The sequence below is a fragment of the Pseudomonas brenneri genome (genome assembly GCF_007858285.1).
GTDB classification, from domain to species: Bacteria; Pseudomonadota; Gammaproteobacteria; order Pseudomonadales; family Pseudomonadaceae; genus Aquipseudomonas; species Aquipseudomonas brenneri.
Genome location: NZ_VFIL01000007.1, coordinates 214,381 through 229,580 on the forward strand (window position 1 = coordinate 214,381; position 15,200 = coordinate 229,580).

A 15,200-nucleotide genomic window follows, 5' to 3' on the forward strand; every position below is an offset into this window, starting at 1 on the left:
CATGCGTTATCGTTGACGATCTTCGCGAGCAAGCTCGCTCCTACAGGTTTACAGCAATCAGGCCATTTCGGCCGTGGTCTCGAACTCGAAGGTCAACTCGCCATCCTTCAAGTCGATATGCACCACGCCACCATGGTCGGAGAGCTCGCCAAACAGGATCTCTTCGGCCAACGGCCGCTTGATCTTGTCCTGGATCAGGCGCGCCATTGGGCGGGCGCCCATTGCCGCGTCGTAGCCACCCTCGGCGATCCAGCTGCGTGCCGCTTCCGTCACTTCCAACTGCACGCGCTTGTCTTCCAACTGCGCCTGAAGCTCGGTAAGGAACTTGTCCACCACGCTCTTGATCACCTCATGGCTGAGGCGACCAAACTGGATAATGGTGTCCAGGCGGTTACGGAATTCCGGCGTGAAGCTCTTCTTGATCACTTCCATGGCGTCGGAAGAGTGATCCTGATGAGTAAAGCCAATGGAAGCCCGCGCGGCCGTCTCGGCACCGGCGTTGGTGGTCATGATCACGATGACGTTGCGGAAATCCGCCTTGCGCCCGTTGTTGTCGGTCAGGGTCCCGTGATCCATGACCTGCAGCAGCAGGTTGAAGACTTCCGGGTGAGCCTTTTCGATTTCGTCGAGCAGCAACACACAATGCGGTTGCTTGGTGATCGCCTCAGTCAACAGGCCGCCCTGGTCGAAGCCGACATAGCCCGGAGGCGCACCGATCAGGCGCGACACAGTGTGCCGCTCCATGTATTCGGACATGTCGAACCGCACCAGCTCGATACCCATGGCCTTGGCCAACTGCCGCGCAGCCTCGGTCTTGCCGACGCCGGTAGGCCCGGCAAACAGGAACGAACCCACAGGCTTGTCCGGCGACTTGAGGCCGGCCCGGGACAGCTTGATCGCTGTCGACAGCGAGTCGATCGCCGCATCCTGGCCAAATACCGTCAGCTTGAGGTCGCGCTCCAGGTTACGCAGCAGCTCCTTATCGGAACTGGTGACGTGTTTTGGCGGAATTCGCGCGATTTTCGCCACGATGTCCTCGACCTGCGGCACTTCAATACGCTTCACACGCTTCTCTACCGGCTGCAGGCGCTGATAAGCCCCTGCTTCGTCGATCACATCAATGGCTTTGTCCGGCATGTGCCGGTCATTGATGTAGCGCGACGCCAGCTCAGCGGCCGCACGCAGCGCCTCATCACTGTATTCGATGCCGTGGTGCGCTTCGAAACGCCCTTTCAGCCCACGCAGGATGCCGATGGTGTCTTCGACCGAAGGCTCGGACACATCGACCTTCTGGAAGCGACGCGCCAGGGCACGGTCTTTTTCGAAGATCCCGCGAAACTCCTGGAACGTGGTCGAGCCGATGCAGCGGATATCGCCCGAAGACAACAGTGGCTTGAGCAGGTTGGAAGCATCCATCACCCCACCGGAAGCTGCACCGGCACCGATGATGGTATGGATTTCATCAATGAACAGGATCGCCTGCGGGCGCTTTTTCAGCTCGCCAAGCAACGCCTTGAAACGCTTTTCAAAGTCGCCACGGTACTTGGTCCCGGCGAGCAGCGCCCCCAGGTCAAGGGAGTAGACGACGCTATTGGCCAACAGGTCCGGTACCTGGTTATCAACAATACGCTTGGCCAGGCCTTCGGCAATCGCGGTTTTACCCACGCCTGCCTCACCCACCAACAGTGGATTGTTCTTGCGCCGACGGGCCAGGATCTGCGCCACCCGCTCAACTTCCATCTCGCGCCCAACCAGCGGATCGATGCGCCCCTGGCGCGCCAGTTCATTGAGGTTGCTGGCATAGGCATCCAGCGGGTTGCTTGAAGAAGAAGACTCACCGCCCTCGTCGTCCTGCATATCCTGCTCACCTTCGGAGTGATCGCCGTGCCCAGGCACTTTGGAGATGCCGTGGGCGATGTAGTTGACGACATCAATACGGGCAACGCTCTGCTGCTTGAGCAAGAACACTGCCTGGCTTTCCTGTTCGCTGAAAATTGCCACAAGCACATTGGCGCCCGTGACTTCACGCTTGCCGGAGCTCTGCACGTGGAAGACAGCACGCTGCAATACCCGCTGGAAGCCCAGGGTTGGCTGGGTCTCACGGTCCTCGTCATGCACGGGGATCAGTGGCGTGGTGGAGTCGATAAACTCCTGCAGATCATGCTTGAGCTTGTCGAGGTTGGCGCCGCACGCACGCAGAACGGTGGCGGCAGCTTCGTTATCCAAAAGTGCCAGCAGCAGGTGTTCGACGGTCATGAATTCATGACGCTTCGAACGAGCCTCCTTGAAGGCAAGATTAAGGGTGACTTCGAGCTCGCGGTTTAACATAGCTTCACCTCATACCCAAGTGGTCGGAGTTAACCGTCCTTCTCGATTTCACAGAGTAGCGGATGCTGGCTTTCCCTGGCGTACTGGTTGACCTGCATGGCCTTGGTCTCGGCGATGTCGCGGGTAAACACTCCACATACTGCCCGTCCTTCTGTGTGAACGGCCAGCATTACCTTGGTCGCCAACTCGCGGTTCAGATTAAAAAACACCTCGAGTACTTCGACGACGAAATCCATCGGCGTGTAGTCATCATTGAACAAAACCACCTTGTACATCGGCGGCGCCTGTAAAGCAGGCTTGGCCTCTTGAACAGCGATGCCTGCAGAACCGTCATCGTCTTCTAGATGATCCGGGCGATCCTGATTGAATGTTAGTCGAATCTGGCTGAATGCATGCATGGAAAGAAAGGTTCGTCAGTTGTGCATTTACAGTGGTGGGGGCGACCTGTCAGAAATTCAACTCCGACCGACTGGTCAACTTGACTATCGGCAAAACGGTGATACAACCAATAGAACCCACAGTGGGTAAAAAAGGTCCGCGCAGTCAACCTTATTTATTCGGGTTAGGACGGATAAACTGGATGATACTCCAGTGATGGAGTCTGGTGCAGAGGGATATGGGTATGTCTGGCGTCAAGATCAACGGCAAGGTCAAATGGTTCAACAATGCCAAGGGATACGGCTTCATTAATGAAGACGGCAAGGATGAAGACCTTTTTGCGCATTTCTCGGCGATTGCCATGGAGGGGTATAAAACGCTGAAAGCGGGCCAGCAGGTGTCCTTTGAGATCATCCAGGGACCCAAGGGCCTGCATGCTGTCGAAATCTGCGCAGCCGGTGCGGCTGCACCTGGAAACCCCCACGAAGACAAGCACGACAAGGCAGATAAATCCGCTCCCTCCAAAAAGAAGCAAACGGCCTGATCAGCCACTGAGTAGATACCCTGCATAAAAAACGGCCATCCCGAGCAGTCAGGATGGCCGTTTTCTTATGGCTTTCGGCTTACATGTGCGAAATCAACGCATCCCCAAAGCCCGACGACGACACCAGCTTGGCGCCGTCCATCAAGCGCTCGAAGTCATAGGTTACGGTCTTGGCCGAAATCGCCCCGTTGGTGCCCTTGATGATCAAGTCGGCGGCTTCGGTCCAGCCCATGTGACGCAACATCATTTCGGCCGACAGAATCAACGAACCGGGGTTGACCTGGTCTTTGCCGGCGTACTTGGGCGCAGTACCGTGGGTGGCTTCGAACATCGCCACGGTATCCGACAGGTTGGCGCCCGGCGCAATACCGATACCCCCCACTTCTGCCGCCAGGGCGTCGGAGAGATAGTCGCCGTTGAGGTTCAGGGTGGCGATCACATCGTATTCGGCCGGACGCAGCAGGATCTGCTGGAGCATGGCGTCGGCAATGGCGTCCTTGACCACAACGTTCTTGCCGGTGCGCGGGTTCTTGAACTGCATCCACGGCCCACCATCAAGCAGGGTCGCGCCGAACTCTTCGGCCGCCACTTCATAGGCCCATTCCTTGAAGGCACCTTCGGTGAACTTCATGATGTTGCCCTTGTGGACGATGGTCAGCGACTCGCGGTCGTTATCCACTACATATTGCAGGGCCTTGCGCGCCAGGCGCTTGGTGCCCTCCTTGGAAACCGGCTTGACGCCAATCCCGCAATCCTGGTCGAAACGAATCTTGGTGACGCCCATTTCTTCTTTCAGGAACTTGATGACCTTGATCGCTTCCGGCGAGCCGGCTTTCCACTCGATACCGGCGTAAATATCCTCGGAGTTTTCACGGAAGATGGTCATGTCCACATCGCCTGGTTTCTTGACCGGGCTTGGTACACCTTCGAACCAGCGCACCGGGCGCAGGCAGACATACAGGTCCAGTTGCTGGCGCAGCGCCACGTTCAGCGAGCGGATGCCGCCACCGACCGGCGTGGTCAGCGGGCCCTTGATGGAAACCACGTAGTCCTTGACCGCGTCCAGGGTTTCCTGGGGCAGCCAGGTGTCCTGGTCGTAAACTTGAGTCGCCTTCTCGCCGGCATACACCTCCATCCAGGAGATTTTGCGCTTGCCGCCGTAAGCCTTGTTAACAGCTGCATCGACCACCTTGATCATCACCGGGCTGATGTCGACGCCAATACCGTCACCTTCGATGAAGGGAATGATCGGGTTATCAGGAACATTGAGAGAATGGTCTGCGTTGACGGTGATTTTGTCGCCGACTGCCGGAACCTGAATCTTCTTGTATCCCATGCTGAACTCCGTTTGTGGATTGAACATCTGGCTGTGTCCGAGCCTACTCCAGTTGAATGTGGACTGGAACCTTGCCCCCGGCACATTTGCGGCGAAAACCGTAGATTTAGTCGCCTACAACCTTGAAACAAAAGGGAAAAACGCCAAACTTGAGCACTACGTGCGACTTTAGGCGCAATCAGGCCCCTGCGACCTTTAGACCAATGGACGACCCACCTTTTGTATGAAGGCTCGGCGTAAGCATAGCGACCTATGTATAATGCCGCCGCTGACCAAAGAGTCACGACGGCCGACCGCTCTATATCGAGCACCTGCGCCTGAAAAAGCCGGGCTGCCACCGTAGCCCACCCGCTTGACGCTCGACTGATGCAACCCAACATCACCGCGAAGAAACATCGACATTCGGCTCATGGATGACTTTGAACGAACGCGCTTTACCCGGCGCATCTCGAGTTTCCGCGCACGCTTTTAGCAAAGAAGAGAGTTAATCCGAATATGCCCACCCGCTCGAAGATCATCTATACCTTCACCGACGAAGCCCCGGCCCTCGCCACCTATTCACTGCTGCCTATCGTAGAGGCCTTCACCGCTTCCGCTGATATTGAAGTGGAAACCCGCGATATCTCCCTCGCAGGGCGCATCCTCGCAAGCTTCCCCGAGCAACTGGGCAACAAGGCTGTTGCGGACCACCTCGCCGAACTGGGCGCCCTGGCCGTAACCCCCGAAGCCAACATCATCAAGCTGCCTAACATCAGCGCCTCGACCCCGCAGCTGCAAGCCGCGATCAAGGAACTGCAAGCCCAGGGCTACGCCCTGCCGGACTACCCGGAAACCGTAACCACCGACGCGGAAAAAGAAACCCGCGCACGTTACGACAAGGTCAAGGGCAGCGCCGTGAACCCGGTCCTGCGCGAAGGCAACTCCGACCGCCGCGCGCCACTGTCGGTCAAGAACTACGCACGCAAGCACCCGCACAAAATGGGCGCCTGGGCTGCCGACTCCAAGTCCCACATTGCGCACATGAGCAATGGCGACTTCTACGGCAGTGAAAAAGCCGTACAGATCGAAGCCGCTGACGCGGTCAAAATCGAACTGGTCGGCAAGGATGGCACCACCACCGTCCTGAAAGAAAAGACCACCGCACAGGCCGGTGAGATCCTCGACAGCGCCGTGCTGAGCAAGAACGCCCTGCGCGCGTTCATTGCCGCCGAAATCGAAGACGCCAAGAAACAGGGCGTACTGCTGTCGGTTCACCTCAAAGCCACCATGATGAAGGTCTCCGACCCGATCATGTTCGGCCAGATCGTTGCCGAGTTCTATAAAGACGCCCTGGCCAAGCACGCCACCGTGCTCGAACAGATCGGCTTCAACCTGAACAACGGCATCGGCGACCTGTACGCTCGCATCAAGGCCCTGCCGGCCGACCAGCAAGCGCAGATCGAAGCGGACATCCAGGCGGTCTACGCCGCTCGCCCATCGCTTGCGATGGTCAACTCCGACAAAGGCATCACCAACCTGCACGTGCCGAGCGACGTGATCGTCGACGCCTCGATGCCAGCCATGATCCGTGACTCCGGCAAGATGTGGGGCACCGACGGCCAACTGCACGACACCAAGGCCGTGATCCCGGATCGCTGCTACGCCACCATCTACCAGGCGGTCATCGAAGACTGCAAGGCCAATGGTGCCTTCGACCCAACCACCATGGGCAGCGTGCCAAACGTTGGCCTGATGGCGAAGAAAGCCGAAGAGTACGGCTCCCACGACAAGACCTTCCAGATCAAGGCTGACGGCGTAGTCCGCGTCACCGATAGCAAGGGCAACCTGCTGATGGAACAGTCGGTTGAAGCCGGCGACATCTTCCGCATGTGCCAGACCAAAGACGCGCCGATCCAGGACTGGGTCAAACTGGCCGTCAACCGCGCCCGCGCCAGCGGCACACCGGCCATCTTCTGGCTGGACCCGCTGCGCGCCCACGATGGCGTCGTGGTCGAGAAAGTTCAGGCCTACCTGAAAGACCACAACACCGAAGGCCTGGACATCCGCATCATGTCGCCGGTCGACGCGATGAAGTTCACCCTGGAACGCACCCGCAAGGGCCTGGACACCATCTCGGTGACCGGCAACGTACTGCGCGACTACCTGACTGACCTGTTCCCGATCATGGAACTGGGCACCAGCGCCAAGATGCTGTCGATCGTACCGCTGATGAACGGTGGCGGCCTGTTCGAAACCGGCGCTGGCGGCTCGGCTCCAAAACACGTGCAGCAGTTGCTGGAAGAAAACTTCCTGCGCTGGGATTCCCTGGGCGAGTTCCTGGCCCTGGCCGCGTCCCTTGAGCATTTGGGTGTGAACTACAACAACCCGAAAGCCCTGGTACTGTCCAAGACCCTGGACCAGGCCACCGGCCAGTTCCTCGACAACAACAAGTCGCCATCGCGCAAAGTCGGCAACATCGACAACCGCGGCAGCCACTTCTACCTGGCGCTGTACTGGGCACAAGCCCTGGCCGCCCAGACTGAAGATACCGCGCTGCAGGCGCAGTTCGGCGAACTGGCAAAAACCCTCGCCGAGAACGAGGCAACCATCGTTGCCGAACTCAACGCCGTACAGGGCAAGCCAGTGGACATCGGCGGCTACTACGCGCCGAATCCTGAGCTGACTAGCAAGGCTATGCGTCCGAGCAGCACGCTTAACGCGGCGATTGCCAAGTTGAAGTAAGTTCGCAAAGGAACATCACAAACCCCGGCCAAGTGCCGGGGTTTGTGTTTTCCCGTGCTCACAACAGAAGAACTATCGCGAAAAACTCTAATGAACTGTAAGTTCTAACAGGTTACTTCCAGCCCTCCGAAGAGCATTCTGCTGCCGTACTCAACGACTTGAGGGCAGGAGACAATCAAATGCTGCGCATTCATTATCTATTGCCACTGAGCGCTCTCTTACTTGCGATACTGTCCGCAGCCAACGCCGGCCAGAACGTACAAATTGAGTATTTCCTCAACGTAAGCTTTACCTGTCATAACGGCCACACCAAACCGGGATACAGCGTGTTTATTAGCGGATCACGCCCAGAGCTGGGAAATTGGGATCCATCCAAAGCCGTATTACTCAAAAACCCAGGCCACCCAACCTGGTCTGGCAGGGTACAGTTCAAAAACGTTAAACCCGGTGACACGCTGGAATGGAAATGCATCATCCGCAATGAAAAAGACCCACTGGAAAAACCACAATGGCAGCCAGACCCTGACAATCAGGTAACATTTGCCTTCTCTCCAGAGCCGCAGGCAGTCGGCACATTCTGACCAGCACGCATTTCCAGCGACTTAAACAACCCCGTATTCCGTGCGCCGCGACTTATCATCCTCTACTTGAGCTCGACAGCCAGGACATCGGAACATGCACGCCACCTTGACCCATGCCAGCAAAACCTCCTGCCTCTCACGCTCCCCAGCCATACCAACATAAACACGCGCAAAGACACGCCAGAGCATAATAAAGGCAACAGGCAGCCGCGATGCCAGGCGCACCTCGTAGCTTTTGCGGGCAACCGGATTCATGACACTCTTCAATAACGACTGTTCTGAAGAGGTAACCTGCGCCCCGGTCTGGCTCCGGTAAAATCACATAATGTCAGGCGCATCATGCAGATTGCTTATGCCGCCTCACTGAAGAAACCCAATCAAAATGTGGGAGCGGGCTTGCTCGCGAAAGCGGTAGCTCAGCCAATATATTCGGTGGTTCAAACACCGCCTTCGCGAGCAAGCCCGCTCCCACACTGACCGCGTCACACCCTGAATCAAGGCGTTCAAATGACCTGGCAACCCCACATCACCGTCGCCACCATCGTCGAAGACAACGGCCGCTTCCTGATGGTCGAAGAACTCAAGGACGGCCGCGCCGTGCTCAACCAGCCCGCCGGCCATCTCGACCCGCACGAAACCCTGACCGAAGCCGCCGTACGTGAAACCCTCGAAGAAACCGGCTGGGACGTCGAAGCCACCGGCATTGTCGGCATTTACCTGTACACGGCCCCAAGTAATGGGGTGACCTACCAGCGCGTGTGCTTTATCGCCAAGGCCCTGAAACACCACCCGGACTATCAACTGGACGAAGGCATCGTGCGCGCCCGCTGGCTGACCCGTGACGAACTGATGGCCGTGCGCGACGACTGGCGCAGCGAGCTGATCATCCGCTGTATCGATGATTATCTGGCCGGTCACTGCCACAGTCTCGAATTGATCCGCCCTTCTCTTTAGCCTTGCGGGCTCGGGCCTGCTAGAATCGCGTCCTTTTTCAAGACACCCGTTGAAATCCTATGCGTGATCCAGCCCCTTCTGACACACAAAAGAAGCGCGTCATCGTCGGCATGTCCGGCGGCGTGGATTCTTCCGTTTCCGCCGTTCTGCTCATGGAGCAGGGTTATGAGGTGGAAGGCCTGTTCATGAAGAACTGGGAAGAAGACGATGGAACGGAATACTGCACCGCCATGGACGACCTGGCCGATGCCCAGGCCGTCTGCGACAAGATCGGTATCAAGCTGCACACCGCCAACTTCGCCGCCGAGTACTGGGACAATGTGTTCGAGCACTTCCTGGCCGAATACAAGGCCGGTCGCACGCCGAACCCGGACATCCTGTGCAACCGCGAAATCAAGTTCAAGGCGTTCCTCGACTACGCCATGATCCTCGGCGCCGACCTGATTGCCACTGGCCACTACGTGCGCCGTCGCGATATCGATGGGCGCACCGAACTGCTCAAGGGCCTGGACCCGAACAAGGACCAGAGCTACTTCCTGCACGCCGTGGGCGGTGAACAGATCGCCAAGACCCTGTTCCCGGTGGGCGAGCTGGAAAAACCCGAAGTGCGCAAGATCGCCGAGAAACACGGCCTGGCTACCGCGAAGAAGAAAGACTCCACGGGGATCTGCTTTATCGGCGAACGCCGCTTCAGCGACTTCCTCAAGCAGTACCTGCCGGCGCAACCGGGCGAGATCAAGACCACTGAAGGTGAAGTCATCGGCCGTCACCACGGCCTGATGTACCACACCATCGGCCAGCGCCAGGGCCTGGGCATCGGCGGCTTGAAAGACGCCGGTGAAGAGCCGTGGTACGTGCTGGTCAAGGACCTGGAAAACAATGTGCTGATCGTCGGCCAGGGCAATGAGCACCCGCTGCTGTTCTCCGGCGCACTGCTGGCCTCGGAGATCTATTGGGTCAACCCGATCGACCTGAGCACTCCACGCCGCCTGACCGCCAAGGTGCGCTATCGCCAGAGCGACCAGCCCTGCACCCTGGAAAAAACCGCCAGCGGCTACCGTGCGACGTTCGATGATCCGCAGCGCGCGGTCACGCCTGGCCAATCGGTCGTGTTCTACGACGGTGAGATTTGCCTGGGGGGCGGCGTGATTGAAGTCGCCGAACCCTGGAGCAACCCGGCATGAGCCCGACCCAGGAGCAATTGACAGCACTGGGTGGGGTCTTCCTCGCCGCCGTGCTGGTGGACAAGATCGCCAAGACCGGCCAGGTGACCGAGGCGGGCCTGACCTGCATGCTCGGCAGCTTGCTGGTGGTCGACCCCAAGGACACTCTGGATGTGTACGGCGGCGACGACCTGAGCCTGCGTGAGGGTTATCGCGCCCTGATCGGCGCCCTCGAACGCGACCCGAGCACCTTGCAGCGCGAGCCGTTGCGTTACGCCCTGTCGATGCTCGGCCTTGAGCGGCAGTTGGCCAAGCGCGACGATCTGCTGGAAACCATCGGCAAACGCCTGCCGCAGATCCAGTCACAAGTGCAACACTTCGGCCCGGCCCACGAGAACGTGATCGCCGCCTGTGGTGCGCTGTACCAGGACACCTTGAGCACCTTGCGCCAGCGAATCCAGGTTCATGGCGACATGCGCAACCTGCAACAACCGAACAACGCCTCGAAAATCCGCGCCCTGCTCCTAGCCGGTATTCGTTCGGCGCGGTTGTGGCGCCAGTTGGGCGGTCATCGTTGGCAGTTGGTCATCAGCCGTCGCAAATTGCTTAAAGAGCTTTACCCGTTGATGCGCAACGAATAAGTCGCAGCAACAGGCTATTTTCAAGCCGTTACGCGTAATACGCCGGTCAGTTGGCGACGGACCGGCGGATTTTTTCATGTATGATACGCGCCCCATTTCGTTGCCCGACTGTCCGAGAACACCCCATGCAGCTCTCTTCGCTCACTGCGGTTTCCCCTGTTGACGGCCGCTACGCCGGCAAAACCCAGGCCCTGCGCCCTATTTTCAGCGAATACGGCCTGATCCGTGCTCGTGTACTGGTTGAAGTGCGCTGGCTCCAGCGCCTGGCCGCTCACCCTGCCATCAGCGAAGTGCCGGCGTTCTCCGCCGAGGCCAACGCTGTACTGAACACCCTGGCGGAAAACTTCTCCCTGGAGCACGCCGAGCGTGTGAAAGAGATCGAGCGCACCACCAACCACGACGTCAAAGCCATCGAGTACCTGCTCAAGGAGCAAGCGGCCAAATTGCCGGAACTGGCCCAGGTCAGCGAATTCATCCACTTTGCCTGCACCAGCGAGGACATCAACAACCTGTCCCACGCCCTGATGCTGCGCGAAGGCCGTGATGACGTGATGCTGCCACTGATGCGCCAGACCGCCAACGCCATCCGCGAACTGGCCATCCGCTTCGCCGACGTGCCGATGCTGTCGCGCACCCACGGCCAACCGGCCTCGCCGACCACCCTGGGTAAAGAACTGGCCAACGTGGTGTACCGCCTGGAGCGCCAGATCGCTCAAGTGGCCGCCGTGCCGTTGCTGGGCAAGATCAACGGCGCCGTAGGCAACTACAACGCCCACCTGTCGGCCTACCCTGAGATCGACTGGGAAGCCAACGCCCGCGCCTTCATCGAAGACGAGTTGGGCCTGGGCTTCAACCCGTACACCACGCAGATCGAACCGCACGACTACATCGCCGAGCTGTTCGACGCCATTGCACGCTTCAACACCATCCTGATCGACTTCGACCGTGATATCTGGGGCTACATCTCCCTGGGTTACTTCAAGCAGCGCACCATCGCTGGCGAAATCGGTTCGTCGACCATGCCGCACAAGGTCAACCCGATCGACTTCGAAAACTCCGAAGGCAACCTGGGGATCGCCAACGCCCTGTTCCAGCACCTGGCCAGCAAGTTGCCAATCTCCCGCTGGCAGCGCGACCTGACTGACTCCACCGTATTGCGCAACCTCGGCGTGGGCTTTGCCCATAGCGTGATCGCGTACGAAGCCAGCCTCAAAGGCATCAGCAAGCTGGAACTCAACGCGCAGAAAATCGCCGCTGACCTGGACGCTTGCTGGGAAGTCCTGGCCGAGCCGATCCAGACCGTAATGCGCCGCTACAACATCGAAAACCCGTACGAAAAGTTGAAAGAGCTGACACGCGGCAAGGGCATCAGCCCCGAGGCGTTGCAGTCCTTCATCGACGGCCTGGACATGCCCGCCGCGGCCAAGGCCGAGCTGAAACTGCTGACCCCGGCCAACTACATCGGCAACGCTGTAGAGCAAGCCAAACGCATCTGATTGCGGCTTGAACCCTTAAGACGCCCGGCAGCGCCGGGCGTTTTTATTCCTGTCTTAAAAGTGCTTTTTTTCAATAGGTTACACATGAATCCTGATATTCCTCTTCAACTTCTGGGCGGCATCACGGCACGGGAATTCCTGCGCGACTACTGGCAGAAAAAACCGCTGCTGATCCGCCAGGCCATCCCTGATTTCGAAAGCCCGATCGACGCCGACGAACTGGCAGGCCTGGCCCTGGAAGAAGAAGTCGAATCGCGACTGGTGATCGAACACGGCGAACGCCCGTGGGAACTGCGCCGCGGCCCGTTTGCCGAAGACGCCTTCAGCAGCCTGCCCGAGCGCGAGTGGACCCTGTTGGTGCAGGCGGTCGACCAGTTCGTGCCGGAAGTGGCCGAGCTGCTGGAGCAGTTCCGCTTCCTGCCAAGCTGGCGCATCGACGACGTGATGATCAGCTTTGCTGCCCCCGGTGGCAGCGTCGGTCCACACTTCGATAACTACGACGTATTCCTGCTGCAAGCCCAGGGCAAGCGTAACTGGAAGATCGGCCAGATGTGCAGCTCGGAAAGCCCGCTGCTGCAGCACGCCGACCTGCGCATCCTCGCCGAATTCGAAGAGACTGCCGAATGGGTGCTGGAACCGGGCGACATGCTTTACCTGCCGCCGCGCCTGGCGCACTTCGGCATCGCTGAAGATGACTGCATGACCTACTCGGTAGGTTTCCGCGCACCGAGCGCCGCCGAAGTGCTGACCCACTTCACCGACTTCCTCAGCCAGTACCTGACGGATGAAGAACGCTACACCGACGCCGACGCCCAGCCCGTCAGCGACCCGCACCAGATCCAGAGCGACGCCCTGGACCGCCTCAAGAGCCTGCTGGCCGAGCACATGAGCGATGAGCGCATGTTGCTGACCTGGTTCGGCCAGTTCATGACCGAGCCGCGCTACCCGGAACTGGTCGCAGGCCCCGAAGAGCTGGCGCAGGACGAAGTGATCAGCAGCCTGGAAGACGGCGCAGTACTGATCCGCAACCCAAGCGCGCGCCTGGCCTGGTCGGAAGTGGACGACGACGTACTGCTGTTCGCCAGCGGCCAGAGCCGTTACCTGCCGGGCAAACTGCGCGAACTGCTGAAGATGATCTGCGCCGCCGACGCCCTGCACGTGGACAACCTGGGTCCGTGGCTGGCCGATGAAGATGGCCGCGACCTGCTATGCGAACTGGTCAAGCAAGGAAGCCTGGGGTTTGCCGATGAATAAAATTCGCGTACGTGTCGCAGACTGGCAAAAGGATATCGCCGAGATTCGGCGCATTCGTGAAGCGGTATTTATCGCTGAGCAATCGGTTCCACCTGAGCTGGAGTGGGACGCAGACGACGCTGGAGCCATGCATTTCCTCGCGCTGGAAGGCGACTTTCCGATTGGCACCGCTCGCCTGCTGCCCAGTGGCGAGATCGGCCGTGTGTCGGTCCTTAAGGACTGGCGCGGGCTGAAGGTCGGCGACAAGCTGATGGAAGCGGTGATGGGTGCGGCTGAGAAACGCGGCCAGACCCGGCAGTTCCTCAGCGCACAGGTGTATGCCGCGCCGTTTTATGAGCGGCTGGGGTTCAAGATCGTCAGCGGGGAGTTCCTGGAAGTCGGGATTCCCCATGTTGATATGGAGCGCGAGGGCTGACTTTAGAGCGAGTCGCGCCCTTCGCGAGCAAGCCCGTTCCCACATTTGATCAGGTTCGACCTCTGGAATGCGGTCAAGTGTGAGAGCAGGCTTGCTCGCGAAGGCGTCATCAGCAACACCCAAAAAGGCCCTGCCATCCACCGATGCCAGGGCCTTTTGCCGTCTACGATTCAACTTGCGCCCCACCAGGCCGATAAACTGGCACTATCAAGCCCAAATGACTGCAGAGATAACGGACATGTCCCTACGCACCCTAGTCGCCAGCCTGCTCATGGCCGTCAGTTTTTCAGCAATTGCAGCTACCGAAGTCCTACCCCTGAACAACCGCACCAGCGCCGACCTGTTGCCCGTTGCGCAGAATTTCATTGGCAAGGACGGCACGGTCAGCGCCTACGGCAATCAGTTGATCGTCAATGCCGAGCCGGACAAAATCCAGGGCTTGCGCGCCCTGCTCGCACAACTGGACACACCCTCCAAACGCTTGCTGATCACCGTCGACACCAACGAAAACAATCAGCAAACCAATAGCCACATCATCACCTACAGCACCGAAAGCCGTGATGGCGGGATCCAGCAAATCCAGGCCAGCGAAGGCGTGCCAGCACTGATCCAGGTCGGCCAGAGCGTGCCACTGACCACCTCCCAGCCCGACGCCTATGGCCGCCCACAGAACCAGACCCAGTACCGCAACGTCACTCAGGGCTTCTACGTGACTGCCAGCGTCACCGGCGAGACCGTACACCTGAGCATCAGCACCAATCGTGACCGCATGAGCCAGGAGCGTCCCGATGTAGTGAACGTGCAAAGCACCGACACAACTGTCAGCGGGCGCCTGGGCGAGTGGATCACCCTGGCCGGCGTCAACCGCCAGACCCAGGCTGACAAACAGGGCGCGACCCGCACCTACTCGACTCAAGGCCGGGATGACCTGACACTGCGGGTCAAAGTCGACCCCCTGAACTGAAGCACCAAAAACTGACTGATTAGTCGTATTAGACCAAAGATGTAGTGCTATAAAAAAAGCACTACAAAACATTTGACGATCCAAAAAAGCATGGGCATGATGGCCTCGCTCCCGCTAATCAGGGGCCCTGGCAAGGGCCTTCGGATCGTCGCTCTAAGCTACCCACCTGAGCCGATTCGTGTCTGTACCGCCCACAAGGCGTGTTTGACGAGGTTGCGACTGGAACGAAGTTGTCCCGAGGGACGGAAGCTAACCAGGTAACCCGGCAACACACTGATGGATCGTATCAAGGCCCACGACGCCCGAAGACTGTTCTCGGTTCGCCTCTACCTGCTCACTTTCTCCCTTGAGCTCATCGTTCATCCCGTCGCCTTCCCCGCCAAGCCCACTTTGACCGCCTAAGCTTCTGGTCAGCGAGCAGCCAA

Annotated in this window: 13 protein-coding genes; 10 read left to right on the top strand and 3 right to left on the bottom strand. The window is 59.0% G+C overall.

Going from position 1 to position 15,200, the window contains the following annotated elements; genetic code table 11:
* Positions 1-57: 57 nt before the first annotated feature.
* On the bottom strand, positions 58-2,328 hold the full coding sequence (gene clpA, locus FJD34_RS17445; RefSeq protein ID WP_032857364.1) for an ATP-dependent Clp protease ATP-binding subunit ClpA: 2,271 nt from the start codon (positions 2,326-2,328) through the stop codon (positions 58-60).
* A 29-nt stretch (positions 2,329-2,357) separates the two neighbouring features.
* Positions 2,358-2,726 carry an ATP-dependent Clp protease adapter ClpS gene (gene clpS / locus FJD34_RS17450; protein WP_029293391.1) on the bottom strand — a complete coding sequence of 123 codons (369 nt, stop codon included), beginning with the start codon at positions 2,724-2,726 and terminating at the stop codon, positions 2,358-2,360.
* A gap of 224 nt (positions 2,727-2,950) precedes the next feature.
* Between clpS and cspD the strand changes: the two genes are divergently transcribed.
* Positions 2,951-3,250 (top strand): cold shock domain-containing protein CspD, encoded by a 300-nt coding sequence (gene cspD / locus FJD34_RS28410; protein ID WP_090293177.1) that lies wholly within the window; start codon positions 2,951-2,953, stop codon positions 3,248-3,250.
* Between the two features lie 79 nt (positions 3,251-3,329).
* Here the strand turns inward: cspD and icd are convergent, their stop codons facing one another.
* Positions 3,330-4,586, bottom strand: coding sequence for an NADP-dependent isocitrate dehydrogenase (gene icd, locus FJD34_RS17460; RefSeq protein WP_032857553.1), 1,257 nt, complete (start codon positions 4,584-4,586; stop codon positions 3,330-3,332).
* A 495-nt stretch (positions 4,587-5,081) separates the two neighbouring features.
* Here icd and FJD34_RS17465 point away from each other — a divergent pair, with 495 nt between their 5' ends.
* The 9 genes from FJD34_RS17465 (at position 5,082) to FJD34_RS17505 (ending at position 14,775) form a co-directional block, all read left to right on the top strand.
* Positions 5,082-7,307, top strand: a complete 2,226-nt coding sequence (locus FJD34_RS17465; protein WP_032857365.1) for an NADP-dependent isocitrate dehydrogenase — start codon at positions 5,082-5,084, stop codon at positions 7,305-7,307.
* 179 nt (positions 7,308-7,486) lie between these two features.
* Positions 7,487-7,888: a carbohydrate-binding module family 20 domain-containing protein gene (locus tag FJD34_RS17470; protein WP_032857367.1), complete on the top strand. Its 402-nt coding sequence runs from the start codon at positions 7,487-7,489 to the stop codon at positions 7,886-7,888.
* Between the two features lie 507 nt (positions 7,889-8,395).
* The gene (locus FJD34_RS17475; protein ID WP_032857370.1) at positions 8,396-8,842 is read left to right on the top strand and encodes an NUDIX hydrolase; all 447 of its coding nucleotides are present in this window, start codon (positions 8,396-8,398) and stop codon (positions 8,840-8,842) included.
* Positions 8,843-8,901: 59 nt separating this feature from the next.
* Entirely contained in the window at positions 8,902-10,026 is a 1,125-nt protein-coding gene (gene mnmA, locus FJD34_RS17480; RefSeq protein WP_090291412.1) for a tRNA 2-thiouridine(34) synthase MnmA, read from the top strand.
* On the top strand, positions 10,023-10,646 hold the full coding sequence (hflD, locus tag FJD34_RS17485) for a high frequency lysogenization protein HflD (RefSeq protein ID WP_032857372.1): 624 nt from the start codon (positions 10,023-10,025) through the stop codon (positions 10,644-10,646). Before mnmA ends, hflD begins: the two co-directional genes overlap by 4 nt.
* A gap of 125 nt (positions 10,647-10,771) precedes the next feature.
* Complete coding sequence (gene purB / locus FJD34_RS17490) at positions 10,772-12,142, top strand: adenylosuccinate lyase (protein WP_032857373.1); 1,371 nt, start codon at positions 10,772-10,774, stop codon at positions 12,140-12,142.
* An 84-nt stretch (positions 12,143-12,226) separates the two neighbouring features.
* The gene (locus FJD34_RS17495) at positions 12,227-13,396 is read left to right on the top strand and encodes a ribosomal protein uL16 3-hydroxylase (RefSeq protein ID WP_032857375.1); all 1,170 of its coding nucleotides are present in this window, start codon (positions 12,227-12,229) and stop codon (positions 13,394-13,396) included.
* On the top strand, positions 13,389-13,811 hold the full coding sequence (locus FJD34_RS17500; RefSeq protein ID WP_032857376.1) for a GNAT family N-acetyltransferase: 423 nt from the start codon (positions 13,389-13,391) through the stop codon (positions 13,809-13,811). The genes FJD34_RS17495 and FJD34_RS17500 overlap by 8 nt, the downstream gene beginning before the upstream one ends.
* A gap of 238 nt (positions 13,812-14,049) precedes the next feature.
* Complete coding sequence (locus FJD34_RS17505) at positions 14,050-14,775, top strand: secretin N-terminal domain-containing protein (protein ID WP_032857378.1); 726 nt, start codon at positions 14,050-14,052, stop codon at positions 14,773-14,775.
* Positions 14,776-15,200 lie beyond the last annotated feature (425 nt).